General features: G+C 51.0%; 23 protein-coding genes and 2 pseudogenes. 8 read left to right on the forward strand and 17 right to left on the reverse strand.

Features of this window, described 5'->3' with window-relative positions:
* Positions 1–442: 442 nt before the first annotated feature.
* Entirely contained in the window at positions 443–589 is a 147-nt protein-coding gene (locus tag IEY53_RS28395; protein WP_189030980.1) for a hypothetical protein, read from the forward strand.
* Positions 590–843: 254 nt separating this feature from the next.
* Here the strand turns inward: IEY53_RS28395 and IEY53_RS28400 are convergent.
* A pseudogene (locus IEY53_RS28400) lies at positions 844–1,227 on the reverse strand (RNA-guided endonuclease TnpB family protein); the annotation flags it as partial.
* 202 nt (positions 1,228–1,429) lie between these two features.
* Here IEY53_RS28400 and IEY53_RS28405 point away from each other — a divergent pair.
* Positions 1,430–2,167, forward strand: a complete 738-nt coding sequence (locus IEY53_RS28405; RefSeq protein WP_189031056.1) for an RCC1 domain-containing protein — start codon at positions 1,430–1,432, stop codon at positions 2,165–2,167.
* A gap of 327 nt (positions 2,168–2,494) precedes the next feature.
* Here the strand turns inward: IEY53_RS28405 and IEY53_RS28410 are convergent, their stop codons facing one another.
* The 8 genes from IEY53_RS28410 to IEY53_RS28445 all read right to left on the reverse strand — a co-directional run bounded on the left by IEY53_RS28410 (position 2,495) and on the right by IEY53_RS28445 (position 9,244).
* Positions 2,495–3,940 carry a DEAD/DEAH box helicase gene (locus IEY53_RS28410; RefSeq protein WP_189030982.1) on the reverse strand — a complete coding sequence of 482 codons (1,446 nt, stop codon included), beginning with the start codon at positions 3,938–3,940 and terminating at the stop codon, positions 2,495–2,497.
* 84 nt (positions 3,941–4,024) lie between these two features.
* Positions 4,025–4,678 (reverse strand): HD domain-containing protein, encoded by a 654-nt coding sequence (locus tag IEY53_RS28415; protein WP_189030984.1) that lies wholly within the window; start codon positions 4,676–4,678, stop codon positions 4,025–4,027.
* Positions 4,679–4,783: 105 nt separating this feature from the next.
* The gene (locus IEY53_RS28420) at positions 4,784–5,932 is read right to left on the reverse strand and encodes an NAD(P)/FAD-dependent oxidoreductase (protein WP_189030986.1); all 1,149 of its coding nucleotides are present in this window, start codon (positions 5,930–5,932) and stop codon (positions 4,784–4,786) included.
* Positions 5,933–5,951: 19 nt separating this feature from the next.
* On the reverse strand, positions 5,952–6,683 hold the full coding sequence (locus tag IEY53_RS28425) for a methyltransferase domain-containing protein (RefSeq protein ID WP_189030988.1): 732 nt from the start codon (positions 6,681–6,683) through the stop codon (positions 5,952–5,954).
* Positions 6,670–7,827 carry a type III polyketide synthase gene (locus IEY53_RS28430; protein ID WP_189030990.1) on the reverse strand — a complete coding sequence of 386 codons (1,158 nt, stop codon included), beginning with the start codon at positions 7,825–7,827 and terminating at the stop codon, positions 6,670–6,672. The genes IEY53_RS28425 and IEY53_RS28430 overlap by 14 nt, the downstream gene beginning before the upstream one ends.
* A 136-nt stretch (positions 7,828–7,963) precedes the next feature.
* Complete coding sequence (locus tag IEY53_RS28435; RefSeq protein WP_189030991.1) at positions 7,964–8,572, reverse strand: GNAT family N-acetyltransferase; 609 nt, start codon at positions 8,570–8,572, stop codon at positions 7,964–7,966.
* Between the two features lie 29 nt (positions 8,573–8,601).
* Positions 8,602–8,952: an Asp23/Gls24 family envelope stress response protein gene (locus IEY53_RS28440; protein WP_189030992.1), complete on the reverse strand. Its 351-nt coding sequence runs from the start codon at positions 8,950–8,952 to the stop codon at positions 8,602–8,604.
* 31 nt (positions 8,953–8,983) lie between these two features.
* The gene (locus IEY53_RS28445; RefSeq protein ID WP_189030993.1) at positions 8,984–9,244 is read right to left on the reverse strand and encodes a hypothetical protein; all 261 of its coding nucleotides are present in this window, start codon (positions 9,242–9,244) and stop codon (positions 8,984–8,986) included.
* A gap of 46 nt (positions 9,245–9,290) precedes the next feature.
* Here IEY53_RS28445 and IEY53_RS28450 point away from each other — a divergent pair, with 46 nt between their 5' ends.
* The 4 genes and pseudogenes from IEY53_RS28450 to IEY53_RS28465 all read left to right on the forward strand — a co-directional run bounded on the left by IEY53_RS28450 (position 9,291) and on the right by IEY53_RS28465 (position 13,687).
* Positions 9,291–10,589 (forward strand): histidine--tRNA ligase, encoded by a 1,299-nt coding sequence (locus tag IEY53_RS28450; protein WP_229696410.1) that lies wholly within the window; start codon positions 9,291–9,293, stop codon positions 10,587–10,589.
* Between the two features lie 29 nt (positions 10,590–10,618).
* A pseudogene (locus IEY53_RS36200) lies at positions 10,619–11,763 on the forward strand (IS4 family transposase); the annotation flags it as partial.
* Complete coding sequence (locus IEY53_RS28460) at positions 11,685–11,885, forward strand: hypothetical protein (RefSeq protein ID WP_189031068.1); 201 nt, start codon at positions 11,685–11,687, stop codon at positions 11,883–11,885. The pseudogene IEY53_RS36200 and the gene IEY53_RS28460, both read left to right, overlap by 79 nt.
* Positions 11,886–12,013: 128 nt before the next feature.
* Positions 12,014–13,687 (forward strand): hypothetical protein, encoded by a 1,674-nt coding sequence (locus IEY53_RS28465; protein ID WP_189030994.1) that lies wholly within the window; start codon positions 12,014–12,016, stop codon positions 13,685–13,687.
* A 721-nt stretch (positions 13,688–14,408) separates the two neighbouring features.
* On the opposite strand, the gene IEY53_RS28470 is transcribed toward IEY53_RS28465, so the two are convergent.
* Both IEY53_RS28470 and IEY53_RS28475 read right to left on the reverse strand, forming a co-directional pair.
* Positions 14,409–16,409: a serine hydrolase domain-containing protein gene (locus IEY53_RS28470; protein ID WP_189030995.1), complete on the reverse strand. Its 2,001-nt coding sequence runs from the start codon at positions 16,407–16,409 to the stop codon at positions 14,409–14,411.
* Positions 16,410–16,613: 204 nt separating this feature from the next.
* Complete coding sequence (locus tag IEY53_RS28475; protein WP_189030996.1) at positions 16,614–16,760, reverse strand: hypothetical protein; 147 nt, start codon at positions 16,758–16,760, stop codon at positions 16,614–16,616.
* A 993-nt stretch (positions 16,761–17,753) separates the two neighbouring features.
* Between IEY53_RS28475 and IEY53_RS28480 the strand changes: the two genes are divergently transcribed.
* Positions 17,754–18,092 carry a reverse transcriptase family protein gene (locus tag IEY53_RS28480; RefSeq protein ID WP_189030997.1) on the forward strand — a complete coding sequence of 113 codons (339 nt, stop codon included), beginning with the start codon at positions 17,754–17,756 and terminating at the stop codon, positions 18,090–18,092.
* A gap of 233 nt (positions 18,093–18,325) precedes the next feature.
* Positions 18,326–18,469 carry a hypothetical protein gene (locus IEY53_RS28485; RefSeq protein ID WP_189030998.1) on the forward strand — a complete coding sequence of 48 codons (144 nt, stop codon included), beginning with the start codon at positions 18,326–18,328 and terminating at the stop codon, positions 18,467–18,469.
* 66 nt (positions 18,470–18,535) lie between these two features.
* Here IEY53_RS28485 and IEY53_RS28490 read toward each other — a convergent pair whose 3' ends face one another.
* The 6 genes from IEY53_RS28490 to IEY53_RS28515 form a co-directional block, all read right to left on the reverse strand.
* Complete coding sequence (locus tag IEY53_RS28490; RefSeq protein WP_189031000.1) at positions 18,536–18,949, reverse strand: collagen-like protein; 414 nt, start codon at positions 18,947–18,949, stop codon at positions 18,536–18,538.
* 104 nt (positions 18,950–19,053) lie between these two features.
* Entirely contained in the window at positions 19,054–19,824 is a 771-nt protein-coding gene (murI, locus tag IEY53_RS28495) for a glutamate racemase (protein WP_189031002.1), read from the reverse strand.
* A 374-nt stretch (positions 19,825–20,198) separates the two neighbouring features.
* A complete protein-coding gene (locus tag IEY53_RS28500; protein WP_189031004.1) occupies positions 20,199–21,236 on the reverse strand; it encodes a bile acid:sodium symporter family protein in 1,038 nt (345 codons plus the stop codon).
* A gap of 131 nt (positions 21,237–21,367) precedes the next feature.
* Positions 21,368–22,378: an L-rhamnose/proton symporter RhaT gene (locus IEY53_RS28505; protein ID WP_189031006.1), complete on the reverse strand. Its 1,011-nt coding sequence runs from the start codon at positions 22,376–22,378 to the stop codon at positions 21,368–21,370.
* 154 nt (positions 22,379–22,532) lie between these two features.
* Positions 22,533–23,480 carry a radical SAM protein gene (locus tag IEY53_RS28510; protein ID WP_189031008.1) on the reverse strand — a complete coding sequence of 316 codons (948 nt, stop codon included), beginning with the start codon at positions 23,478–23,480 and terminating at the stop codon, positions 22,533–22,535.
* Between the two features lie 283 nt (positions 23,481–23,763).
* Positions 23,764–24,615 (reverse strand): MBL fold metallo-hydrolase, encoded by an 852-nt coding sequence (locus IEY53_RS28515; protein WP_189031010.1) that lies wholly within the window; start codon positions 24,613–24,615, stop codon positions 23,764–23,766.
* Between the last annotated feature and the right edge of the window lie 185 nt (positions 24,616–24,800).

Below are 24,800 nucleotides of genomic sequence, written 5' to 3' on the forward strand. Positions count from 1 at the left end.
CAGGCCAGAGGCAAATTGAAACATTTGTACCCTGAAATTTGATGCAGTCAAGGTACTAGTCCAGCCTCAGCCTTTAAAAAGCGGGAATAGAGGGCGCATTCGAAAGCTACCTCCCGGGAAGCACGCTGTAAGCCTAGGGTGGAGATCGCTAGAGTGCACTTCATACATCAGGATGGGAAAAAGTAGGCTTGTTTTAGGATTTCAGTGTATTTAGTGCAGCAGGAACCGCAGCATTAGCCGAAAAGCGCCTTATCTCTATCCTTTGGATGTACAAAATACATCATGATGGATGTTTGAGCCTTGTTTTAACCATTCTGAGGTACTAAATACATTAGAACAGATCGAAGGCTGGTGACGAACGCTAATCCATATCAAACAGCCTTCAGACATCCCAAACCAGTCATGAAATAATCTTCCTCAGAATATCGTGGGGAGGATTTTTTTGTGTGGCTATTTGACGCTTACTTTACCGGCCGCAGCTTATGATTCTGGACGGCCTTATGTCCATGCCATGGATCGGTACGAGGCCAACCTGTTCTTCCAGTTCATCAACAAGCTCTATCGCCAGTCGTCGACAACTACCGATTGAAGCACAAGCAAACCATTTTTAGCGAGAAAGTATTCATTCTTATTTATCGAAAAGTGCTTAGTTGGACTTGACGGCATGTACCCATACGCCCCTAACCTATAGCCAAACCTCCACTGTTGCACCAAGGTTTTTCCCGCATGTTATAATGGGTTTTGAACCTCTCATGACTAAAGTCACGAGATTCTTGGGTAGTCCCTTCTAACGAAGAGAAATGTACCAAGCTAACCCTGTCGTTCCGACAGTTCGTGTAAGGATTACACCCCAAGAAGTCTTTTGCCTTCGGCAAGAATGTTCAGGCTTGCGTTAAAGTCTCGGTCATGGTGTGCTCCACATTCCGGGCAGTCCCATTCACGCAACTTTAAGTCTTTTACCTCTTTGTGCTTGTAGCCACAGCAGGAGCATAGCTGTGAAGATGCGAATGTTTTACCCACAGCCACAACTATGCGACCATACCACTTCGCTTTGTACTCTAGCATGGAGCGAAACATCGACCAGGAATCCTCACTAATTACCTTGGCTAACTTAGGATTCTTGACCATATTGGCTACCTGTAAATCCTCAATCGCAATGATGTCGTGGTTTTTGACAAGTTGCGTTGATTTCTTTTGCAAGTAGTCACGGTTATGCTCTACGAGAAATGGCTACAGGGTCTATACCGATACCCATCTGGAACAGATGAAGCTGGTAAGAATGGCCTTAAGAACGCCTTTGTCTTCCCTTACTGGGTCTGAACATGCGAAGGAGTTAATGGGTTATCCTGGTGAGTTAATGAAGGTCCGTTTATTGAATTGATGTAGTTTTTTAAAAGGGGGAGACCATGTGCAAATCATTCCGGAGTTAATGGTGAAACGGTGGCCCAAAGATACCATAGCGGCGGGTTATCGTCATACCGCCCTGCTTAATTCGGACGGCACGGTGACAGCTGTGGGTGATAATAAATATGGCCAATGTGATGTAAGCAGCTGGTGCGATATGGTGGCGGTTGCGGCGGGTAATGCACATACGGGTAATGCTCATACAGTCGGGCTTAAATCGGACGGCACAGTGGTAGCTGTGGGTTGGAATAAGTATGACCAATGCGATGTAAGCGGCTGGCGTGATATGGTGGCGGTTGCGGCGGGTTGGCGTCGTACCGTCGGGCTTAAATCGGATGGCACGGTGGTTGCAGTGGGCCGGAATAATGAAGGCCAATGCAATGTAAGCGGCTGGCGTGGTATGGTGGCGGTTGCGGCGGGTGACTGGCATACCGCCCTGCTTAAATCGGACGGCACAGTGACGATTGTGGGTAATAATCGGTATGGCCAATCCAATGTAAGCGGCTGGCACGACATAGTGGCGGCAGCGGCGGGTTACCTCCATACCGCCGGTCTTAAATCGGACGGCACGGTGGTTGCTGTGGGTCGAAATAATGATGGCCAATGCAATGTAAGTGGCTGGCGTGGTATTGTGGCGATAGCGGCGGGTAGTCATCATACCATCGGCCTTAAATCGGACGGCACTGTGATTGCTGTGGGGCGAAATAATGAAGGCCAATGCAATGTAAGCGGCTGGCGCGGCATCCAACTACCCGGCAATTAGTTTTCAATATTAATAAATACATATAATAATACCGGCGGTCCACCCGCTGTGTCTGGCAGACTTGCCCAGCAATTTCCCCGCCTTTGGTGTTTACCTCGTCGAACATTCCCGTGAAAGGGTCAAAGCCAGAGCGGATCTCAAATGTAGATGGAGAAATTCCAATTAACGGGATCAAAGGAAGCAGCCCCATAACCCATAAGCCCCGGTCTCCATAGGAGTCCGGGGCTTAGGATGGTTGTCCATTATTGTCATGAGGCGCCTGCAGCAGGATTCTCCGTGTCCGAAACCCTGCATGATATCCCGGATGTCTTCAACCCTTAAGTTCCTTTACTTTTTCGCGATATGCACTTTCAGCAGCTTGCCCTTCACGGTTGTGTCCTTCATTGCTTGCAGCACCTGCGGACCTTTGCCGTTCAGAATATCCACGTAGGAGACGTTGTCCTGGATCGTGATGATCCCGATATCCTCTGCCGTGATGCCGGGAAGTTTGGCCAGGGTGCCGACGAAATCGACGGCTCGGAGCTTCTTTTTCTTGCCTCCGTTGAAGTATAGCTTCATAATATCCTGGCTCAGACTTTCGCTTTTGTCCTTCTTGCGGACAGGCTGCTTGTTGATCTTCTGTTCAAAAGCGCCCTTGGCAAAAGCGACCGCATCCTCCGAAGGCTCCTTCATCACCGGAATGCTGAAGCCGATATAGTCCTCGATGTCCGCAACCCATTTATGCTCGTTCGGAGTCACGAACGTAATCGCCTTGCCCGTTTTGCCTGCGCGTGCGGTACGGCCCGTGCGGTGCACGTAGCTTTCTTTTTCCAGCGGAATATCGTAGTTGATGACATGGGTAATATTCTCGATATCAATCCCGCGCGCGGCTACGTCGGTGGCGATCAGATAGCGGAACTGGCCTCTTTTGAAAGCATTCATAACCTCAAACCGCTCATCCTGTTCCATCCCGCCGTGGATCTTGTCGCAGGGATAGTCCAGATCGGCCAGACCGCGGAACAAATCATTCACCTGCTCCTGGGTCCGGCAGAAGATTATGCAGCTGTCCGGGTTCTCCACCGTAAGGATGTCGCTTAACAGCGAGAACTTGGCAGCTTGTCTCACTTCAATCAGCGCATGCTCAATGGTAGCCGTAGTAATCCCGCTCGCCTGAATTTCGATATCTTCGGGTGCGTTCATGTATTTGCGGCACAGGTTCTTCACCGCTTCCGGCAGTGTCGCCGAGAAGAGCATCGTCACCCGCTCTTTGGGCAGCCTCTTGATAATCTTCTCGATCTGTTCGATAAAGCCCATGCTCAGCATTTCATCGGCCTCGTCAATCACGAGATATTGCAGGCGGTTCAGCGGCAGTGAACCCCGCTCAATATGGTCAAACACACGCCCAGGCGTACCTACGACAACATGTGTTTTTTGGGTAAGCTCAATCTTCTGCGGGGCAAAAGGCGACTTGCCGACCAGGGCTACGGCCTTGATCCGCTTGAAGCGGCCGATGTTGGTGATATCTTCCTTGACCTGCGCGGCCAGCTCCCGGGTCGGGGTCAGGATCAGCGCCTGCGGCTTGTTCTCCGCCCAATCCACCAGCTCGCAGACCGGAATGCCGAATGACGCCGTCTTTCCGCTGCCGGTCTGCGACTTCACAATCAGATCCTGCCGGCGCAGGGCTACAGGGATCACCTTGCGCTGCACCTCGGTCGGCACCTCATACTTCAGCGCATCCAGCGCTCTGATAATCTCTTCGTTCAACTCATATTCTCTAAATGTCACTTCACTCATCATTCAACCTCTTCTATGCTGATTGTTCCGGTTCTGGCGGAATCTCCGCGTTCCTTCATCTTGTGCATGGTATAAGTATAACAGTTATTCGCCATCCGCATTCCATTCCTTATAGAATTGGTCCAGAAATCCAAGCATGAACTGATGCCGCTCCTCCGCCAGCTTGCGCCCGTAAGAGGTATTCATCAGGTCCTTAAGCTTCAGCAGCTTCTCATAAAAATGGTTGACCGCCGTTCCCTTGCTGTAATCGCGGTATTCCTTCTGCAGGGATTCCCCGCGCGGCGCGATGTCCGGGTCATGCATGGGGCGGCCCTTTGCCCCTGAGAAAACAAACGTCCGGGCAATGCCGATAGCCCCAAGCGCATCCAGTCGGTCGGCGTCCTGCACCACTTGTCCCTCAAGGGTAGCCATGGGCGCACCGCTGCCGCCGCTGAAGGACATCGTATCAATAATCAGCATAATATGGTCAATCTGTCCGGAATTGTCCAGGTGTGAGTCAAGCCAGGTGCGCACCTTGAGCAGCCCCTCTTCCTTGGACGGGTTCAGCTTCTCATCGGCAACGTCATGCAGCAAGGCCGCCAGGGTGCAGATCAGCACATCCGCCTTCTCGATCCCGGCAATCACTGCCGCCGTGTTGCGGACCCGGTCCGAATGCCACCAATCGTGGCCCGTGGTATCCTGGCCCAGTTGTTCTCGTACAAAAGCTTCCGTCTGTTCAATCAGCAAGGTATGATTCATCTCGCACTCCTTTGAAATAGGCAATTATATGTTAAATCCCACATCTATACAGTATAACGGAAGGGGTTCCGTATGGGTATAGTTCCGGGAGGGATGTACTTTTGATTAACGAATCATGCCGGTCTCTGATAAACGTGTGGCTTTTACCAGATAGGGAGCCAAACCCGGAAACATGCGGGCCAGGACCGGATACAGGCGGTTCGTTTTGGCAAAAGCCAGCTTCTGGATTCTTCTCGCTCTTCGGAGCAGCTGTGTAAATTCGCGGTTAGCTTCGTTCGTGTATCCGCTTTGCCATTCGGCATAGCTTATTTCTCCCTTTAAATACTTATCGGTCCAACCGGTGAGAAGCAGCGCAGAGCGCAGGGCTATGGACATGCCGTCCCCGCAGAGCGGCGGAATCACGAGCATCGCATCACCCACATGCGGAAACTCAGACCACGGTTCGGGCACTTCCGACAAGCGGACCGGGGCAACCGAGACCTGGGTTCCGGGGACAGGCATTCCCTCGCTCAGCCTTTGGGCCAGTCTTACGTTCGTGCGGGAAGCTGCCTTCAGAATGTCCGGCACAGACTTCCCGCTGCTCTGCACGGTGTCCAAGGTCAATAGCGCAGCAACATTTGCGAGTCCATGTTCAATCGGGGAAAATCCGACATAACCCCCCTCACAAAAATACAGCTCGACCTGTGACGGGACCGCAATGCCGCTGAAATGAGATTTTACGCCAACGTATACGGTTTCATCGGGAGGGTGATCCGCCAAGGCCATGCCACGGGGCTTCTTGACTCCATAGGCGCCAACGACAGCTTTGGCCCGATACCGAATCCGTCCGTTTCCTTGGCGCGTTTCCACCTCATATCCATCGTTGTCCAGCTTCTGAATGTCCGTAACCGTCGTTTTCGTAACAATTTCCGCTCCCGCTGCGGATGCTTTCTGATGCAGGATACGGTCCAGCTCATAACGGCTGATGCCAAAAGCCACCCCAGGCAAAGCAGCTTCAATCACCCCGCCGTGCGGCATAATAATACAGGCTTTGTCCATCATGCCGGGTGTTACATCCAGGCCCAAGGGGTTCACGCCCAGGTACTCCAGCATTTCTCTCGTCTCCGGAGACATAAACTCACCGCAGGTCTTGTGGCGGGGGAAAGCCTGCCGGTCGAGCAGAAGGGTCCGGTGGCCTTTTTGGGCAAGCTGAAGGGCACTGCTGCTGCCGGCAATTCCCGCTCCTATAACAATGGCATCCACTTGCCTTATCATATGGGATCTCCTGCCTTTTCTAAAGTTTACTTTCAAGGTTAGGGTGAGGAATTACGACGGAATATCGGAATAATGGTTTCCATGCGTAAGTCATCGCTTCAGCTTGAAGCCTGTGCTGTAATTCCTGCCAGTCCCTGCTCTTAAACCCTTTTGCGACAGACAGCGGTCCATCATGCCGGATATAACGGTTGCGCGAAATCAATCGGGTCACAATCCATACCGCTGTATAAGATACCGGATGCCGATGAATATCGTTAATGACCACGCCGTATTTCGAAGCTCTCCGCATATGGGAGACAATATCCACCAGATGGTCCCCATCAAAATGATGGACGAACTGAGAACCGGTAACGATATCAGCGGAGGCATCAGCCAATTCCTTGACATCCGCCTGCCGGACCTGAACCCTGGGTTCATTCCGGAATAGGAACCGCGCCTCTTTACAGGCCTCTTCCGTCAGATCAACAAGTGTAACTTTCAAACGAATGCCTTTTTGATCCGCCCACTGCAGAAGCTTGTGGTTAACGTCACCCGAACCTGCTCCAACATCCAGAATGCTAAGCGTCCGGGGACAACCCGCCACTTTCCATAGCTTTTCAACACCTGCTTTGGTTGGACCCGGCGCAGCGAAAATTTGGTTCAGGCGTCTCAAGTGTTGCAGCGCTTCACTCAATTCTTCTCCCCCCATCGAAAAGTCGTCCATGAGCTCCTCTTCCTGCGCCCGGACCGACAGCTTCCTAAAAAAGGGCATGATCCTGCTCCTTGAAAGGCGGGGAGTTCGCCGGAACATAAGTAAATCGCATCAGCTCTGCGGTCAGACCCGGTCCAAACGCCATGGCAACCCCTTCGGTTAAAGCTTGCTCCCGGGTGATCATGTCCAAACGCATCGCATTCAGCACAAACATAATCGTGACGGAGGACAGATTGCCGGCATCTCTTAAGATCTCTCTGCTGTATCTGGTCTGTTCATCACTCAGATTCAATACGTTCTGCACGGAATCGACAATACCCCGCCCGCCTGGATGTATCGCCCAAAGTTCAGGAAGCTGGCCCCTCTCAAGCAAAATATCAAGCTCTTCCTGCAGATGAGTGGCTAGCAGCTTCGGAATGCTGGGGGATAAAAACAGGTCATACCCTGTATCTCCCACCTCCCAGGTCATATCCTCCACTGAATCCGGGAGCAACACAGAATAACCCGAACCCAAACGCAGATAGGGGTTATGACGGGCTTCCGGACTTCCGATGATACAGGCAGATGCCCCATCGCCGAAGAACGATGCAGCAAATAGCGTTTCTCTTTCCTTCACGGGTTGAAAATGAAGCGTGCAAAGCTCAACGCAAACCACCAGCACCCAGGCACCCGGAGCTCCCTTCACGACATCACGTGCCATCTGGATCGCCTTAAGACCGGCAGCACAGCCCTGAAAAATAAGCGGCAGCCGATTGACACGCGGCGGCAGTCCCAATTGCCGGATCAGCATGACATCCAGTCCCGGCAAGTATTGACCTGTGCAGCTCACGGTAATAAGATGTGTAATGCGGTCAGGAGAAATACCAGCATCCTTCAAGGCTTTACCGGCAGCGATGGCTCCGAGCGGGAGCGCTTCTTGCTGATATTTATTCATGCGTTCCCTGGTTGTCGGGACGTTCGATGGATCCCCGGAAGGCAAATAACGGCATTCTTCCGGAGGACCCAAGAAGCTGGAATCACAGGTGAAACGTGTCTCCACGCCACAGGATTTGAAGATCCTCCTTGCAAAACGGGCCAGATCTGGGCTGTCTGTGAGTGACGAAGCAATCAAATCCGCGACGTCCTGCTGTGAAATGGAATGGACGGGCAGTGCCGTTCCAATCCCCAGAATCGCTGCCTCGGGGGAGCTGGTCGTTAGTGTCATGCTCAAACCTCCGGTAATGGGTTTATAGTATTGGAATAACCTTTGTTACCCTGATCAGATCTTTTATAATCTTCCACGGAACAGAGTTTCCAATTCAGCATTACCTTTCTTCATGAATAAGTTTCAGCCAGTTCTGTTATTCCACAGTTTTGGCCATTCTGTACATGGAGAACGCAGGTTTGTTGATCTCGCCTGTAATCTGATAGCCAATCCGTTCATACAGCTTGCGCGCAAGCAGATTTTCTTTTTTTACCGTCAGGGAACACTTGCTGAAGCCGTGCTGGACAGCTTGCTTTTCGGCAAATTTGAGCAGCTCGGAACCTACACCAAGTCCTCTGCTTGCAGGCAAGGCGGCTATCGTTCCGATATGAAATTCGTCCTCATGTCCCTCTTTCATAGTAATCATGGAATAAAGCGATTTAAGATTGGACAGATTGTACCCGATAAGGGCCAGCTTCCGATAGGAGAGCAATTGCTTGAAGGTAGGCCAGGCGAGACGGTTTAACACAGGAACCGGGTAGCAGGTGATCATTCCGAGTGTCTGCTCTCCCTTTCTCGCTTCAAAGGCATACTGGTGGCTGAACCGGTTGCCGTCCCACTTCCAAAGCTTGCGGAATGTGCTTGATACAATGTTTTTCTTTTCCGATCCGGCAAGAGTATAGGCCATATATTCCAGTGCCATTTGATTCAGCCTGGACCCAACCAAAGAATGGGGATCAGCTTTTACAATAGAGATTTCCTTCATGATAGTTGGACACTCCTTTTGTTTATAGATCAGTTGCCTGACAATGCGATCCCTTCAACTTTGACATGAATAACGTCAATCGGAAGTCCTGTGAATTTCTCCAGGGAAGCTCTTATGTTCTGCTGCAATTCCTTGCATACTTCCTGCATTCTGACACCGTAATGAACCGTGATGCTTAAGCTGATGTTCAGCCCTGTATCATCCGTTGTCAGTTCGATCCCGCTCATAAGACTATTACCGGTCACCTTTTGGGCCAATCCTTTGATAAGCCCGGTTGACATTGCTGCAACTCCAGCGGTTGCAATAACCGTTTTGCTGATGATTTTGGAAACAACTGCTTTGGAAAAAGTAATATTCCCCAACACACTCCGAATCAACATGTCCTTCCCTCCTCAACGATACTCGCAATGATTATTTGATAGTTAATTCTATCATTTGATTAGGTGATAAATCAATATTTGCAACCTTCAGCTGGAGGCTTCTGTAAATTCCCGCTTGCACCCTGCTCTCTGATCCGCTATAATCGGCTTTAACTTGAAAAAAGGGAGTTGATTCTAAATGAATATTTCGAATAACCTGCAGAATCAGCTTCATCATCACCAAAAGCGTCAGCACTCCTGATTGTACATCAGGGCGGGCTGGCGCTTCACGCGCTTTGCCTCCCTGCGGCATACGAACGCGCAGGACCAAGAGGTCCGGCGCGTTTTTTATTGTCCCTATGCCAAATACAAAGGAGCTGCCGCAGATGCAGAACGTAAAAGGAACCTATGATTATTTCGGTAAAGAGCAGGCGGTCCGCCAGCACATTCAGGCTACACTGCAGGAGCTGTTCAAGCTTTATGATTTTGAGTCGATGGACACGACCCTGTTGAATGAACAGGAGCTGCTGGCCTCCAAATATGCGGGCGGCGATGAAATTCTCAAGGAGATGTACCAGTTAACCGATCAGGGCGGCCGCAGCCTCGGACTGCGTTATGATCTGACCATCCCTTTTGCCAAGGTCATTGCCCTGAATCCGGGAATAGAATTCCCGTACAAACGTTATGAGATGGGAAAAGTGTTCCGCGACGGTCCGGTGAAGCGGGGACGGCTGCGTGAATTCCTGCAATGCGACGCCGATGTGGTCGGCATCGCCGGGCCGGAGGCCGAAGCGGAGCTGATGCAGCTGGCCGCCGAGGTCTTCGGAAGGCTGGGGCTGCCGGTGGTTGTCAAATGGAACAACCGGCGTTTCCTGGGCGAACTGCTTGGGGCGGCCGGAGTGCCGCCGGAAGAACAGCTGTCGGTGATGCTCACCCTGGATAAGCTCGCCAAGATCGGCAGCGCCGGGGTTAGCCGCGAACTGGCCGATAAAGGACTCCCGGCAGCTGTCATCGGCTCGATGATGGAATGGATCGAAATGGAGAATCCGTCCTTCGAGCAGCTTTGCGGGAAATTTAACCTGGCACAGCAGCCGGGGGCACTTGAAGTTCTGGCCTTGCAGCAGCTGCTTCGGGATATCGGGCTTGAAGGCATCTGCAGGTTTGACCCCTTCCTCTCCCGTGGACTTTCCTTCTATACAGGCACAGTCTACGAAATCTTTGACGCTTCCGGCTCGTATACTTCGAGCCTGGGCGGTGGAGGGCGTTATGACGCTATTATCGGGCAATTGGTCGGGCGGGCGGATATCGCCTATAGTGCGGTCGGGTTGTCTTTTGGAATGGAGTCGCTGATGGCGCTGCTCGGTCAGCGTACTCTGGAGCCTGCTGCCGCCTCCGTGATGATTATTCCGCTTGGCGCAACACTCCCGCAAGCTTTGCTGACAGCAGCGAAGCTGCGTTCGGGCAACATCCAGACCTCTTTGGACACCAGCAGGCGCAAGCTCAAAAAGATGCTCGCTGCCGCTTCTTCGAAAGGCATTCCCTATGTCATCCTGATCGGGGACCATGAAGTCAGCCAGGACAAGCTGCAGTTAAAGGATATGCGGACGGGAGACGCCAAGCTGGTTACCCTGGAGGAAGCTCTGGAGCTGATCCAGTGATTTATTTAGAATAAAGAAGGAAATCAGACTTCAAAAAAAAGTTCGGCTATACTTGCTCCCACCTGTTCATGCTCGTTTTTGTTCTGCTCTTTCACCAGAAGAATTGGTTTCGCCTGCTCGAAAGCGCCAAAGGTGAAGCCTTTCCCGGCAAAGACGCCGTCTACCGGTTTCTCAATCATAGCGGATTCGCCTGGAGGCGCTTCTTGTCTTCGCTTAGGCCGTGGAATGGTTAGCCCGCTTCAAGGATCATGCGACGGGTGCTTACTATAAATGGTTTCGCATGCTGACCTTGGGCTGGTCTGACGGTCATACGTTTCTTCCCCTGGACTTCACCTTACTAAGTTCCGTGAAGGCCGGACTCACCGGCATGAATCCAGGAATCGACAAGCGCTCCTGCGGTTACAAACGCCGGAAGGAAGCTTTTCATTCTGCCCCACATCTGGTTTCCGAACTGCTGGATCGGGCCATCGCTTCCGGGGTTTCTGCGGCTTACGTACTCATGGATAGCTGGTTCGCGCGCGTTGTTCTTGCTACAACCTGAGCAGAAATGCTCAATAAAAAGCAAACGACAGTCTTTGACAGTCGAATTCTGTATCTGAATTGGCAGGGGAAGTACCTGCTTAGACCGAAGGTTGGCAAGCAGCGAGGCATCTTGAGGTTGATTCGAACTGAGCTGGCTTGCGGAATCCCGGTTCAAGTGGTATTCGTCCGTCATCGTACGAAGAAAAAAGAATGGCTGGCCATCCTGACCACAGATCTTACGCTTTCTGTGGAAGACATTATCCGCATTTACGCGATCCGCTGTGACATTGAGGTCTTTTTCAAGTGCACCAAGTCGTTGCTGCGTCTGCAAAAAGAATTTCAAGGTCGGTCCTACGACCTGCTCATTAGTCACACAACCATTGTGTTTTCACGTTACATCGTGCTGGCCTGGCAGCATCGTCAAAGCACCGATGTTCGCTTGCTGGGCGGCTTGTTTTATGAACTGTGCGATGAAGTCGGAACGTTGGACTGGACCCTTGCTTAGCAACAGTTGCTCGACCTGGCGAACCAAATCGCGACGAAGGCGGGCAAAAGGCTGTCCGCTCTCATTCAATGTCATCTCCAGCTTTGGATCGCTGCTCTGCCCAGTTACATCAAGGCTTGTTTGCCGATTTCATGCTGCGAAAGTTGAGGACCAAAAAATTTCGTGATTTGAAGAAGTTAAAAAGCAGTGGCGCGGGTAAGGCGGCGCTATTTTTTCAGGTAAGGCATATTCGCATGAAACTCGAAGCGCAACATCTCAAATTAAAATAAACAGCCAATTTTCCGATATAAAGAAAATAGTTGCTTTTTTTGGGATATAAGAGAATAAAGGGACTCCTTAACGAGGCTCTTATATATCTACTAGAAAAGCCAATTTATCTTGAAAGGGGGATTTTGGTATGAGGACAGGTACACGCGCAGTACATTCGTTGCTTTTGGCGGCAGGGCTTATGATCTTGACCTTGTTTGCTCCGTTGTCCGGGACATCTGCTGAAGCTGTATCGGAGCAAGTTGCAGCGGAGCAAGCTGCCCCAGAGCAAGTTGTGACCGGGGAAGATGCGGCGGCGAGCGAGGTGTCGGCGGCACCGGTTACTTATTATGTGGATTCAGCCGAAGGCAAGGACACCAATAATGGCAAAAGCGAGGGTACTGCCTGGAAGACGCTGGTGAACGTGAATAAACTGACTCTGAAACCGGGAGATCAGATGCGCCTCAAAAAAGGCGGCACATGGCAAGGCACGTTGAAACTGAAAGGCTCGGGGACCGAAAGCAACCGCATCATTGTCGGCAACTACGGTCCGGGAGACGCGCTGCCCCTGATTGATGCGAAAGGAGAGATCGATGCGGTAGTTCTGCAAAACATGTCCTACGTTACGGTGGAAGGCCTGGCGATTACGAACCCGTCCAGCAATCTGGAGAGGTGGGCGAGAGGTATCTATATTGTGGCCGACAAGCCCGGCGTCTACCGGGGAATCACTATTCGGAACAATAAGCTTTACAAGATTGAAGGTTATGTGACCCAAAATGAGCGGCATAAAAGCGCGGCAATCTTCACCGACTCTACTGACTCACAGGCCCGCTTTGAGCAAATGGAGATCACCAGGAACCGGATCAAGGATATAACGGTGCGGGGCATTACGGGGAGCCAGACAGCCAAAAACTTGAATCATCCGGAAAATATTAATTACGATCTGAAGGTGAGCCGCAACCTTATCCAGAACACTGGCTGTGACGCCATCCGGGTTGTGGGGTGGAACAAAGCGCTGATCGAATACAATAACATCTACTATGTAGGCCATAACACTCGCAATTATGAAGCATCCTTCATAGCGGCTGCTTTTCCCCAGCAAAGTATCGATACCGTTTGGCAGTTTAACGAGATAGCTTATACGAAGGGCACAAATCCCGGCGAGGGTAGAGATATGGATTCCCAGGCCTTCGATATCGACCATACCAACGGTGGTACGCATATTTTCCAGTACAACTATACTCATGACAATGAAGGCGGCTTTGTCCTCTTTATGGGCAGCATCGTAATGGGGGAGGAGGTGGGAGATTTCAAAGAGGCGATTATCCGTTACAATATCAGCCAGAATGACGGCAACAGCGGGCAATCCACCCTAGTAGGCGACCGTCTGTTTGAGGTTCATCCGTTTGGCGGCATCACCTTCCCGGTGAAAGTATACAACAACATCTTCTACTACAATAAAGGGACGATGGCCTTGCAGTTAAAAGGCGATGTTGCCGGATTGGCCTTCTACAACAATATTTTTCAGGCTCCGGCCGGCTCCTATCCGGTAAACGTCGGTGCTGTTTATGACAACAACCTTTATTCCCACGCTCCTTCTGCCGCAGACGCACACGCCATCCAGGCCGATCCTGCGCTTGTCGCTGCCGGTTCGGGCGGAGAAGGCCTGGATACGGTAGACGGCTACAAGCTGCGCCCGAAATCGCCGGCCATCGGCAAGGGAATCATCATTCCGGATGCGTGGAACAACGTCAGGGATTTCTATAACAACCCGCTCCCGACCGGGACAGCCCCGGATATCGGAGCGCATCAAGCGGGGAGATAACATCCAGATGACCATTTTCGTGCGCCACGAAAATGGTCATTTCACTCATAGGAAGGAGCCGAGGCCTCGCGTACGCAAGACGGTAACGAAACAGGCGAATTACTGAAAAACCGAATCTCAATGCCAAGCCATCGCCGCAGCATTTTTCGATATTTGGAAATTCACTCCCAGAAGGCGATTAATCTATTTATAAAATCATCGAAACTATGAATAGTAGCTAACAGATTAACATTTTTATCAGGCCGTCATCTACTACAGTGCTACAGGAACCAACTATCAGCTGGCGCAAAAGGGCCGCAGAGAGCGCGCGGGAAGCCGGCGCTGCTGAAGTGTCGGGGAATTTTTTCGATGTAAAGAGCACCTTTCATCCATATGACCATAGGCGAAGGGAAGCAGGCTATCCTTCGTATAATTGTAAAGAATGACATGCTCTCGATCCGTTTCGATAATATAGTCGTAGCCTTCCGATGTACACGGCCGCAATCCCCAGAACAATGAGCGCTAACAGGGCAATTCCTATTCTCTTTTTCCTGATCCTCTCCTTTTCGGTCTATGATACAGACCATTAATCTCTCGCTCCTATCCATAGCACGATTCGGATAGCGAAGCAGCATTCATGACCGGAAGCTCGTCTCGACGACGTGCTAAGCTAAAAAAATGTTAAAACGCTACTGACAACAGCGCGTCAGTAGCGTTTGTGTATAGCAAGACTATAAGGAGATCACTCGATAGGAGCAACAAGCAGCAGCCGGATGGCGGCAAACTCTTGTTTGTTCAACGGGCGTGTAGAGCCGTAGTCGATTTGGCCGTTTTCCACTAACACCTCGGGCCCGTACAGCTTCATGTTAAGAACGTTTTGTACGGCAGACACAGCCCATGCGTCCGTACCCGGCGCCAAATTATTTTTTCCCGGAGGAACTGGAACATTGGACGCCTTTAATAACCGGGTGATTATCACCGCAGCCTCTTGCCGCAAAATAGCGCGTTCCGGTTCAAACCGGTCTTTGCCCGCTCCCGCTGCGAGACCAAGCGCCACCGCTGTCTGGATGTCCGTTTTGTAGGGAGATGAAAGGATATCTTTAAAGGGTGCAGGCTGAGCAGAAGCCGGAACGTTGAACTGCTGAAGGATATCATGCAGAAATTGCCCCCGGCTAACCGTTGATAGCGGCTGAAACGGTTTGGATGCATCTTCCGTCAGAAGCTTTATCGTTTGCAGAGGATAAATGTAACCGGCATACGGATGATTAGCCGGGATATCCGGGAAACCTGCGGCAGCGGGCAACTTGGCCGAATAGCTGACGTTCACATATTTGAGGTATGTCACTTTGCCTTGGGCATCCGTTTTGAAAGCCAACGGTTTGCCGGCTTCATCAACAAACACATATTGATCCACCTGCTTGAACTGATGATGGCCGAAGCTTCCACTTCCCTCCAGGGTGCCGTTCCCGGTTGCCTTGATTTTCATAAGCAAAGAACTCGATCTCAAGTCGGAGTAAATACCGCCCAATTGCTCCAATTTCGCTGTCGGCTGAGGGGAAAACGCCGAAGGGCCAAAGGAGGTTTTACCCGGATAGTAATGATCCATGAAAGCCGAAAACAAGTCATCGCGAATATTGGCGCTGGTGTTATAAGTGATGAAGACGCCGACTTTTTGCTGAGGAAGCAGCCAAAGGAGAGAACTGAATCCGAGAATGTCGCCGCCTTTGGCAATGACAAATTGCCCGTTCGTCTTCTCAGACAAATATGCTCCCGCTTCGAAGCCATAGGTAGTATCCGGTACCTGTTCCTGAATCGCCAACTGGTAGCTGGACATGGCGGTGATTGAAGCTGGTGACAGCAGGGGCTTGCCATCCTTGGCCGGAGCTCCGGTCAGGAAAGCGCTCATGAAGCGGGCCATGTCTCCAGTGGTGGCAATCATGCTTCCGGCAGGCGCCTCTTTGGAAGACAAGCGATATACGGGCAGCTCATTTCCTGACGAATCGTAGGTGGAGGCCAGTCTGCTCTTTAGCTTGTCAGACAGCGCGAAGCTGGTTGAAGTCATGCCGAGCGGTTCGAAGATATGTTTTTCCGTATACTGCGTGAACTCCTCTCCGCTAACCTTTTGAACAATGTAGGCCAGCAGTGAGTAAGCAAAATTGTCGTACATGTAAGACTCGCCAGGCTTGCGGAGCACCGGAGGGAAGTTTTTGAAAATCTCCTTTTCCAGCGATGGAGGCTGGACCGAAGGATCGAACACGATGCTGTCGCTGTCAGGGTCCCGCACTTCAAAGCCGGAGGCATGGGCGAGCAGATCCGAAACGGTGACCGGGGTGCCGAAAGGATTGCGCACTTTATAACCGTCCAAATACTTCTCGATATTGTCTTTCAATGAAATTTTGCCTTGATCGACCAACTGCATTGCAGCGACGGCAGTAAACACTTTGGAAACGGAAGCGATTCGGAAAACGGTTTGATCCGGATCGACCGGCAGGCCGGAGCTTTTATTCGCTATTCCGTATCCTTTGTTGGCAAGAACCTGACCTTCCTTCACGACAGCAACGGATACAGCGCCGGCTTTCTTCATGATGTCCTCCCGGGCGAAAAATTGATCGAGGAATGATTCCACTTCTTTGGGGTCCGCAGGTCCGGGAAGCTGTGCCGGGGAAGACGGAGTTTGCGCAAAGGCGGTTCCCCCCATGGTGAAGACAAACAGGATTACCGCAGTCAGTGCTAGTTTACACATTACGTTTAAGCGAATAGCTTTCAAGCTTTTTCATCCTCCTTGGCATAACGAAATATTAAGTCAAGTTCATTATACTGAAAGCCTGACCGTAAGAAACCCGACCTGAACATAGTTTTTTTCATACAAATAACTCGACTTTAGTCGGGGAGAAGAGGCTTCACGCAGCGAACCGAGCAGCCCCAGCTCGAATCCCTTTACCTTACATTACGAGCGGATGATCACCAGCAGAATTACTTTGATTGCCGCTGCTTGTTCGTTCATCGCTTTGCTCCTCCCCTGGAAATGGCGACCAAAAGCGTCACCGTAGCTCCCAAGGATCGCCGGGCAGCACGATTTAATTTTCTCAAACATGGGTATGCGCCTATTTGCCGAGCGGCAGACTGATCGTGATAACCGTTCCCTTCCTCGGTGACGATTGGATGTCCGTGTCTCCGCCAAGATGGTGAATTTGACAATCTGCTTACAGTAAAGGGCGGGGTGCAGCACACGGTGGAATATAATAAAAATAGGCAGGGCTACAATTTAAAGAAAAGCGGAAATATAAATTTAACATATTGATTTAATTTTTCGATTTCACCCTTTACTTCTACTTGTTTAAGCTCCCATTCCCCTAATGTTTTTTATATAAGTGGTAACGTTGATTTGGTTCGTCTATCTTACCTTGATTCACCTTTATTATCGACTCTAAAGTTTCTTTTTTCTTGAGTAAACTCCCCTGTCAGTTTCACTCAATTCATGTGAAAGTGATTCATCCTTGACAAGAAGTTCAGTCTGCATACTTTTCAAAGAAGAAACATCCACAGTGAAAGTTACAATTTTACCAATGTCTAAATCTAGCTTACTAATTTCATCCGAACAATTACTCAAGAACATAGAGTACTGCAGTTTAAAATTGTTTATTTTCTCCTCCATTCGTTGAATCAATACAAGTTTGTTTTTAATGTCAAGTTGTTCAGTTTTTTAGACTCTATTTCACTAACAATAATTTGAAGTTCATTTTTATAACTCAACTTTCGGTGCGACCAAGCATAGGTTATGAAATTTAGCAGGTGAAATCCTGCTTGGAAAGACGTTATAGGCAAGAGAGACCGGGCTTCCCCGGGGTCGAAGAGCCAGGCATGTTATACAATGATTTCATAGCAACTTGGGAGACCCGGCTTGTTCTTCCGAAGCAAGGAAGTATGGTCCAACAACCGATCACAAGGAAAAGACCAGAAGACAAACCGGGAGTCGGATCACGGTATAGTACCGACGAAGCCGGTGTAATGTCGGCGGAGGGAAGGCCGTGACCTATTTTCACTCTTGACACGGACACATTTTCTACACACAGGGGTAGGCAAAAAGATGCAAACAAAACTGGCAAGAATAGCAGAATTGGCAAGAGCAAAACCAAAAGGGTCCTTCACATCCCTGTATCATCTGCTGAATGAAGAACTGCTGCTGCAATGTCATCATGAATTGGATGGCTCAAAGGCAACGGGAGTGAATGAAGTGACGCGGGTGGAATACGACCAGAATGCCCAGGACAACACTCGGAACTTGGTAGAACGACTGAAAAAGAAGCAATATCATCCGCAGTCGGTCCGTCGCGTCTATATCCCCAAAGACGCCAACAGCAAACGGCCATTAAGAATTCCATCCTATGATCACTTTCAGGCCTACGATCTGGCTGTCTACGCTTAACGCCTGAGATTACTCTCAGCCGTCCAAGACTCGCTATTGGTGGCTTGGCTTTAGCCTTTCCAAGCAGGATTTCCACCTGCTAAATTTTACAACCTAGGCTTGGTCGCACCGAAAGTTGAGTCATAAAGAACAACAGCCTGCCCGCCCGCTGAGACTCATCCCGGCTTGAATTTCAGCTTCTGCAGGACAACGAGATCCCACAGGTTCTGAGGCTCTACGCAGGAAGCGAATATATGAATCATATCGCCATCAAAAACTGGCCGGCGGTCAGATTCTGGACCCAATCCGGCTTCAACGGCATCAGCGGAATATATGGGGACAAAACGATTGCGGAAGACTCCTATGCCAACATAGAGTTGATTAAGAGCTTGCTTTAGTTGTTGCCTGATCGTGGACACAGAGCCTCGTTGTTAGGGCGAGGTCTGTGTCCACTTCAGATTGGCTTAGAAGCAGGTAAAAGATGTAATTCTTCTCAAATCCACCCCATAGTATCTCCAGCTTCCGCCGAAGAAGCGGAACCCGGCTACCGATCTGCGTCCGACAAAAATGGGGAAAAACCAGAAGCTGTCCCCGTTTCTCAGCCAAATGTAAGTATTACGGAACAAACAACCGCTAATGGCTCCCGGATCGACGGCATAAGCCGTCAGCTGCGGAGTGTAACCTGGAGGGGGTAGCGTTGGCGGAGAGAAGGGGCCCCCAGGGCCAGGCCCTACCGGACCCACGGGGCCGAAAGAGCCCCCCGGAAAGTCGGGAAAAGCCGGTTCTCCCGGCCCTCCCGGAAACCCGGGTCCACCCGGAAAACCCGGGGAAGGCCCGATTGGATTAAAGGGGCCGAGCGGTGCTGGTTGAAATGTCATTACATTCACTCCTTCTTCAAGATAGGCTAACATAAGGTATGCCTGAAGGAAGGAATGGGCGTGGGCGAATGCCTACTTGCGTGCTGAAATCCCGGGTATGAAATTTAATCTGCAAGCTCCAGCAATTTGTTATAGCTCGACAAGGTCGCAACATCTTCCACTTGTTGACCGGATCTGTAAAAGGTAATCCTGCCGGAGCCCTTACCCAGGGGTCCTCTGGCTTCCAGCAGCCGCTTGAGATGTCGGGCCGTTCCCAAACTGCCATCGATAATATCGGCATCGGATGCCGCAAGCCTTGCCACAATGCTTTTGAAATAAGGAAAATGAGTACAGCCCAGAACAATGGTTCCATACTGCTGCATATCCAGTGACGAGAACTGCTCCCGCAGATAAGGCTCAACCACCGCTTCACGGAACTCCAGCTGCTCGGCATAATGAACCAGTCCCGGAAGCGGAAGACTGTCCACCACTTGCTCAGGGTCCACCCTTTTCACAAGATTCTGGAACTTCTCCTCCTTCAGGGTCAAAGCCGTTGCAAGGACCAGCACTTTTTTCCGCTCGCCCGTGTTTTGCTGCACCGCTGATTTCACCGCCGGTTCAATCCCCAGGATGGGGAAATCATATCTGCGCCGAAGGTCTGCCACGGCTACGCTGGTAGCGGTATTGCAGGCCACAACGATTGCTTCCACCCCCTGGCTCGCGATAAACCGGGCCGCTTCAAAAATATACTGCCGTACCTCTTCTTTCGATTTCTCCCCGTAAGGCAAATGCAGGTCGTCCGCATAAAACAGGTAGTCTTCATCAGGCATGATCTTCATAGCTTGGCGAAGGACCGTCAGTCCACCGATCCCCGAGTCAAAAAATCCTATTTTCACGTAAGTTCACTCTTTTCGTTAATTTCTTCGCTTCTTCCTAAAGTGCAATTATCATAAATCATCCTAAGTAGGGTGTCAAAATAAAAAGGGCCCGACCGCGAGAGGGAAAACCACCCGCTAAGCGGAGAATATAGGCTGCGGCCGGGCAGGTATAGGGAAAACCACCCGCTAATTTTCTAGAAACGCTCGATTCCGGTGTTTTTGACGATATTAGCGGGTGTAATTCCCTCTAATGTGACAGATACAGGCTATTCTGCGGATTTAGCGGGTGTAATTCCCTATAGCACATGGCGACCGGTTAGTCTGTGTATGCCTCTAACCAAAAAAGAGTCGCCCCAGCCAGCCACCATAAGGCATCTTGGACAACTCTTCATTCATCTTAGCTTCGCGAAAACATCGGCGTCTTTCGCCGGAGCAGCTGGCCTCTTCCGCTCAGCCTCACTGAGGACAAGCAGCCGTTTGGACCGCCGCCCGATAACGAACCCGGATAATGCTGCCAGAATCTGCTGGAACAGCATGCCCGAGATGACCGGAAGCGCTACGGCCGGGGGGAAATATTTGACCGCCAGTACCGCACCCGCGCTCAGATTCCGCATCCCCGAATTAAACTGCACGGCTACGGAGTCCTCATAGTTCCAGCGCAAGCGGCGGGAAACCAGTGAGCCGATGACATAACCCAGTACAACCGTAACGAAGGTTACCGCAATAATGACGAGCAGCTTGCCGTCAGGATGTTTCAGGTAACGTGCGATGCTCGCGCCATTAATGGCCACCACCATAAACAATCCCACTTTCACAAAAGGAGCGAGGGGCGGTCCGTAAACGGTATTGACCTTGCCTTTGGTCCATTGGTTGAGCAGCATCCCGGCCAGGGAGGGCAGCACCACCATCCAGAGCAGACCCTTCATCATCTCGCCCATCTGAATCTCCACACTGCTCCCCATCAGAATATACAGCGTACCCGGCACGATCAGTGGAGACAGCAGGGTATCCACCAGAATAAGCGCCAGCGTCAGCGCGATATTGCCGCTGTAAATGGACACCCAGACCACACTGACCACCCCGGTAGGGATGGCGAAAAGCAGGACATAGCCGGTCACCGTATAAGGATCATCCGGAAAAATCAGCAATGCGGCCAGCCAGCCGACCAAAGGCATTACGATATGGAGGATTACCATCAGAACAATCAGCTTCTGCGGCTTCAGCAGCACATTCAGCAGATCGCCGAGATTCGACTTCAGGCTGCCGATCAGTGTCATGACCGCAAAAATCCAGGGCACAAGCCACGATAGCGGCAGCAGCCTGCTCTCATTTAGCACCCCAACCAGAATCGCCAGGGGCGTGAGCAGCGGCATGATTTTTTCCAAAATCTGATTTGAACGGACCAGCCCGTTCCGTAGGTTAGATATCATCTGATTCCTGCACCTTTGTATGAAACTCCATACATTCCTTATTCATAGATTCCTGTAGTGTTGCCTCACCTGAAATCATAACAGATTTAAGTGTTCAGCAGTGCAGGATTCATGGCAATCTCCAGAAAAATCTAGGCCAGACTGTTCGCAACCCCCACCACAACCCAGGAGAGGATCAGGATCACATTCCCCCAGAGCAGCAGTTTTTTGGGCAGAGCGAAACCTCTCCACTCCCCGTCTTTCAGTCCCCAGGCATTGCTGATGATCAAGGACAGTCCATTAAAAGCAAGCCAGCCGACTACGGAACCCAGGGGTCCCAGCAAGGCTGTGGCTTTGGCATAAAAACCAAGGGCCAGGAACCAGACCGCTGCTGTCAGCAGGGCTTTGAGATAAGCTTTGACGGCACCCTTCGCCACATAATCCCGGTACGTGCCATTCTTGACCAGCAGCCAGACTGCATAAGCAAAATTGGCGATAAAACCACCCGATAAAGTGATCACCCAGCCGATCAGGCTGGCGCTGATCTTGGCTGTACCATCAGCTACCGCAAGGTCCACCGTCTGGTTGGCATAAGAAAAGCCGATATTCATCGCCGCAGAGCCGAGTCCGGCCACCGAAGCGATAATGAGGCCTGTAGACAGCTTGCCGCCATGGCTTGTCCCGGTGCCCGACGCTGCCAGTATCTGTTCTTTGACCAGTCCCGCTTTCGTAATCACCGCAACCCCGGCCAGCATAATCGCCGTACCGGCCAAAAGAACGGTGAACGGCCCCGCAGCCGGGAGGTTGCCGAAGATAAACAAAGGAATCAGGGAGCCCAGGGAAGCTGATATCCCCATGTTCACCCCGTATGTAAGAGAAACGCCAATGGAGTCAATCGCTTTGCCGAACAGGATGGAGCTGATCCCCCAGAGGAATCCGCAAAAGGCGGCAATGCCCAGAACATCGGCAGGTGTCTGTCTGATGTAACCCATAAAGCCGGGCACTTCAATCCATGTCCAGGCCACCGGAATAATCAAGATGCCAACTACTGAAAAAACAGCCCAGAACGCCTCCCAGGAGAACGGCTGATATTTCTTCATGCCCAGTCCGAAGCTGCCCTGGAAGCAGCAGGCGAGCAGCAGTATCAAAAACCCGTAAATCATGTTGTTTCTCCTCCCAAACAGGTCTGCATTGTATTTTCTGCACATGTGGATGATTATACATGAAAAGTTTCATTTCAAGGTGAAAATTTCACAAAAATAGACCACGGTTTTCCCGTGGCCTTCCTTTAATGACAAGCGTTCGATACCAGGCGGATTATACGCCTGACGGAAACAAAGCTTCCCTTGCCGGACAAGGCAACTTCTCCAGGAAATCAGCCAGTGGCGTTGGCATATTGCTGTAGAGCTCTGCCAGTGAGGTGCCCTTATAAACATTGCCGATAATCACAGGATGACACAGCTCGGAAATCAGGATATCACCGTTGCCGTGCAGATGCAGTTGTTTTTTGCCTTCAATGCAGTGCGGGAAATAAACCCCGGGCGTCTCCGCAAACCCCATCTCTTCCATGAAACGGTCCATACAAGTGAAATAGAGCACCGTGTCCTCTTTTTTCCGGGCAATCAGCTCATTGACGGCATTCTTCAGCTTCTCTCTGGCCGCTATCGCTTTCCAGCCGGTATGTCCCATGATGATACTGTTCTGAATTTCATGCGTTCTTACGCCCATCGCGTAGACATGATCGCTGATTTCCTGCATGTTGTCCTGCGTCTCGCTGAACAGCAGGGTCTCCAGCACGGTATCCACGCCGGTCTTTGTGAACAGGGTGATGTTCTCTCTGATTTTGTCATAGATGCTTGTATGGATATTGTAGTAACGGGAGAAGGCCTCCGCATTGGTAAAATTAAAGGAAATATGAATGGTGGTCAGCCCCGCTTCCGCCAGCTCGCCGATCCGCTCCGCATTCAGCAGACTGCCGTTGGAGTTCAGTTGGGTCTGAATGCCTCTGGATGCACAATAGCTAACGATCTCTACGCAGTCCTGGAATTTCAGAGTCACTTCTCCGCCGGACAGCCGCACCCTCTTCAGCCCGGGCAGCTCCTCCAGAATGCGGATCACTTCCTTGGCTTTGATGCTTTGTCCATCATTTCGGTTATAGGCGCAGCAGTAGTCGCAGCGAAAATTGCAATTGGAAGTTACCCCGATCTCGAGTCCTTCCAGCTCATAGGTAAGCGGCCGATCCAGTTCCAGTGATTTGTATCTCATGTTCAAAACAGCCTCCTGACAATGATAAGAATAATAAGCTGGGCGCTTTGGGTGCTCAACCTTAGTGATTATAAAGGTTAATGCGCCAGGAATATGTGATATTTATTCTATCAAGAAGAAACGGCTTCGCCGTCCTCTGGAAGAGGAGGGCATCCGTTTCTCGTAGAAATAGAAGACTGATTTATGGTGTAGCACATATAAATCCTTATATTTTAAAAAAAGCCCCCGTCACGTGGACCTGACGGGAGCTGCCTTTTGAAGCTTTCGCTTTTGGGGAAGGCTTCTATTCAATTTTGCGAAAAGCTCTAGCCGATGCGTACACGAATCTTTCCGCACGCGCCATCACATGAAATTTCTGTTCCGGGAAATGCCGGTACAGATAATCCACAAAATACCCGGGATTCTCCGCATTCCCGGCAAACAAATCATAATGCAGCGGAATAACTGTCTCAAATCCGGCCACGGCCGCAAATTCTGCGGCTTCCCGGTAGCTCATATTGCCCACGATATTCCGTTCATTCCGAAAGTAGTCACGGCCGTTAATCGGCAGCAGGGCGAGATCAACATCCTGAGCGCTGACCGCCTCGATCAGTTCCGGGAATAACACGGTATCTCCAGCGTGATAAAGCGTTACTCCGTTTAACTGAATAATATAGCCTACGTAAAGCGGGCGCCCCTGTTCGTCCGTATCCTTCTGCTCATGTGCAGCGGAAACGGGCAGCACCCGCAGGTTGCCGCTGGGCGTGGTCCAGTTCCCGGGCTCCGCAATCAGGATCTGCCCGGCGGCGGCTCCGAGTTCCCGCAGCTGAGGCTCACAGACTGCCGGGGCCATAAAGGTCAATGTTGGATTGTTCGCTGCAATGGAAGGGATCGAACCTCTATCCAAATGATCCGAATGGTCATGGGTAATCAGGCACACATCGGCGCCTGTAATATCCCCGGGCCCAATCGGCGGCGGAAACGATCGGTCAGGGTTCTCCGAGACATAAGGATCAATGTAAAGTGTCACTCCATCCCCTTTAATAATTACGCTCTCCTGCCCGAGAAACCACACGGCCAGGCAGCCGTAAGGGACCTCGGTATCTTTTACCTCCTGAATCAGCGCTTGTCCGGTTCGTATGTTCTGTTTGTCCATAAGATCTCCTGCCTCTCTTGTTGAATGATGATGGATGAATGCCGATAGGTTCAATCAGATATTTCCAGTATAGAGGAATCCACCGTGGAACTTCAAATTTCCATTCAGGAACGGAAGTACACAAAACCGTCGATCCCATTAGGGACAGCAGACAGTCCAAGTGGCGGTAACGGACCGGGGTGCGC

Origin of the sequence: Paenibacillus albidus (assembly GCF_014644435.1) — a bacterium.
Lineage (GTDB): Bacteria > Bacillota > Bacilli > Paenibacillales > Paenibacillaceae > Paenibacillus_AQ > Paenibacillus_AQ albidus.

What these genes read in the sequence shown, in the direction of transcription:
- IEY53_RS28405 (WP_189031056.1), top strand. Translation starts at nt 1,430, where the DNA reads ATGGTGAAACGGTGGCCCAAAGATACCATAGCGGCGGGTTATCGTCAT.
- IEY53_RS28410 (WP_189030982.1), bottom strand. Translation starts at nt 3,940, where the DNA reads ATGAGTGAAGTGACATTTAGAGAATATGAGTTGAACGAAGAGATTATC.
- IEY53_RS28415 (WP_189030984.1), bottom strand. Translation starts at nt 4,678, where the DNA reads ATGAATCATACCTTGCTGATTGAACAGACGGAAGCTTTTGTACGAGAA.
- IEY53_RS28420 (WP_189030986.1), bottom strand. Translation starts at nt 5,932, where the DNA reads ATGATAAGGCAAGTGGATGCCATTGTTATAGGAGCGGGAATTGCCGGC.
- IEY53_RS28425 (WP_189030988.1), bottom strand. Translation starts at nt 6,683, where the DNA reads ATGCCCTTTTTTAGGAAGCTGTCGGTCCGGGCGCAGGAAGAGGAGCTC.
- IEY53_RS28430 (WP_189030990.1), bottom strand. Translation starts at nt 7,827, where the DNA reads ATGACACTAACGACCAGCTCCCCCGAGGCAGCGATTCTGGGGATTGGA.
- IEY53_RS28435 (WP_189030991.1), bottom strand. Translation starts at nt 8,572, where the DNA reads ATGAAGGAAATCTCTATTGTAAAAGCTGATCCCCATTCTTTGGTTGGG.
- IEY53_RS28440 (WP_189030992.1), bottom strand. Translation starts at nt 8,952, where the DNA reads ATGTTGATTCGGAGTGTGTTGGGGAATATTACTTTTTCCAAAGCAGTT.
- IEY53_RS28445 (WP_189030993.1), bottom strand. Translation starts at nt 9,244, where the DNA reads ATGCCGCAGGGAGGCAAAGCGCGTGAAGCGCCAGCCCGCCCTGATGTA.
- IEY53_RS28450 (WP_229696410.1), top strand. Translation starts at nt 9,291, where the DNA reads ATGCCAAATACAAAGGAGCTGCCGCAGATGCAGAACGTAAAAGGAACC.
- IEY53_RS28460 (WP_189031068.1), top strand. Translation starts at nt 11,685, where the DNA reads ATGTCATCTCCAGCTTTGGATCGCTGCTCTGCCCAGTTACATCAAGGC.
- IEY53_RS28465 (WP_189030994.1), top strand. Translation starts at nt 12,014, where the DNA reads ATGAGGACAGGTACACGCGCAGTACATTCGTTGCTTTTGGCGGCAGGG.
- IEY53_RS28470 (WP_189030995.1), bottom strand. Translation starts at nt 16,409, where the DNA reads ATGTGTAAACTAGCACTGACTGCGGTAATCCTGTTTGTCTTCACCATG.
- IEY53_RS28475 (WP_189030996.1), bottom strand. Translation starts at nt 16,760, where the DNA reads ATGTTTGAGAAAATTAAATCGTGCTGCCCGGCGATCCTTGGGAGCTAC.
- IEY53_RS28480 (WP_189030997.1), top strand. Translation starts at nt 17,754, where the DNA reads ATGCAAACAAAACTGGCAAGAATAGCAGAATTGGCAAGAGCAAAACCA.
- IEY53_RS28485 (WP_189030998.1), top strand. Translation starts at nt 18,326, where the DNA reads ATGAATCATATCGCCATCAAAAACTGGCCGGCGGTCAGATTCTGGACC.
- IEY53_RS28490 (WP_189031000.1), bottom strand. Translation starts at nt 18,949, where the DNA reads ATGACATTTCAACCAGCACCGCTCGGCCCCTTTAATCCAATCGGGCCT.
- IEY53_RS28500 (WP_189031004.1), bottom strand. Translation starts at nt 21,236, where the DNA reads ATGATATCTAACCTACGGAACGGGCTGGTCCGTTCAAATCAGATTTTG.
- IEY53_RS28505 (WP_189031006.1), bottom strand. Translation starts at nt 22,378, where the DNA reads ATGATTTACGGGTTTTTGATACTGCTGCTCGCCTGCTGCTTCCAGGGC.
- IEY53_RS28510 (WP_189031008.1), bottom strand. Translation starts at nt 23,480, where the DNA reads ATGAGATACAAATCACTGGAACTGGATCGGCCGCTTACCTATGAGCTG.
- IEY53_RS28515 (WP_189031010.1), bottom strand. Translation starts at nt 24,615, where the DNA reads ATGGACAAACAGAACATACGAACCGGACAAGCGCTGATTCAGGAGGTA.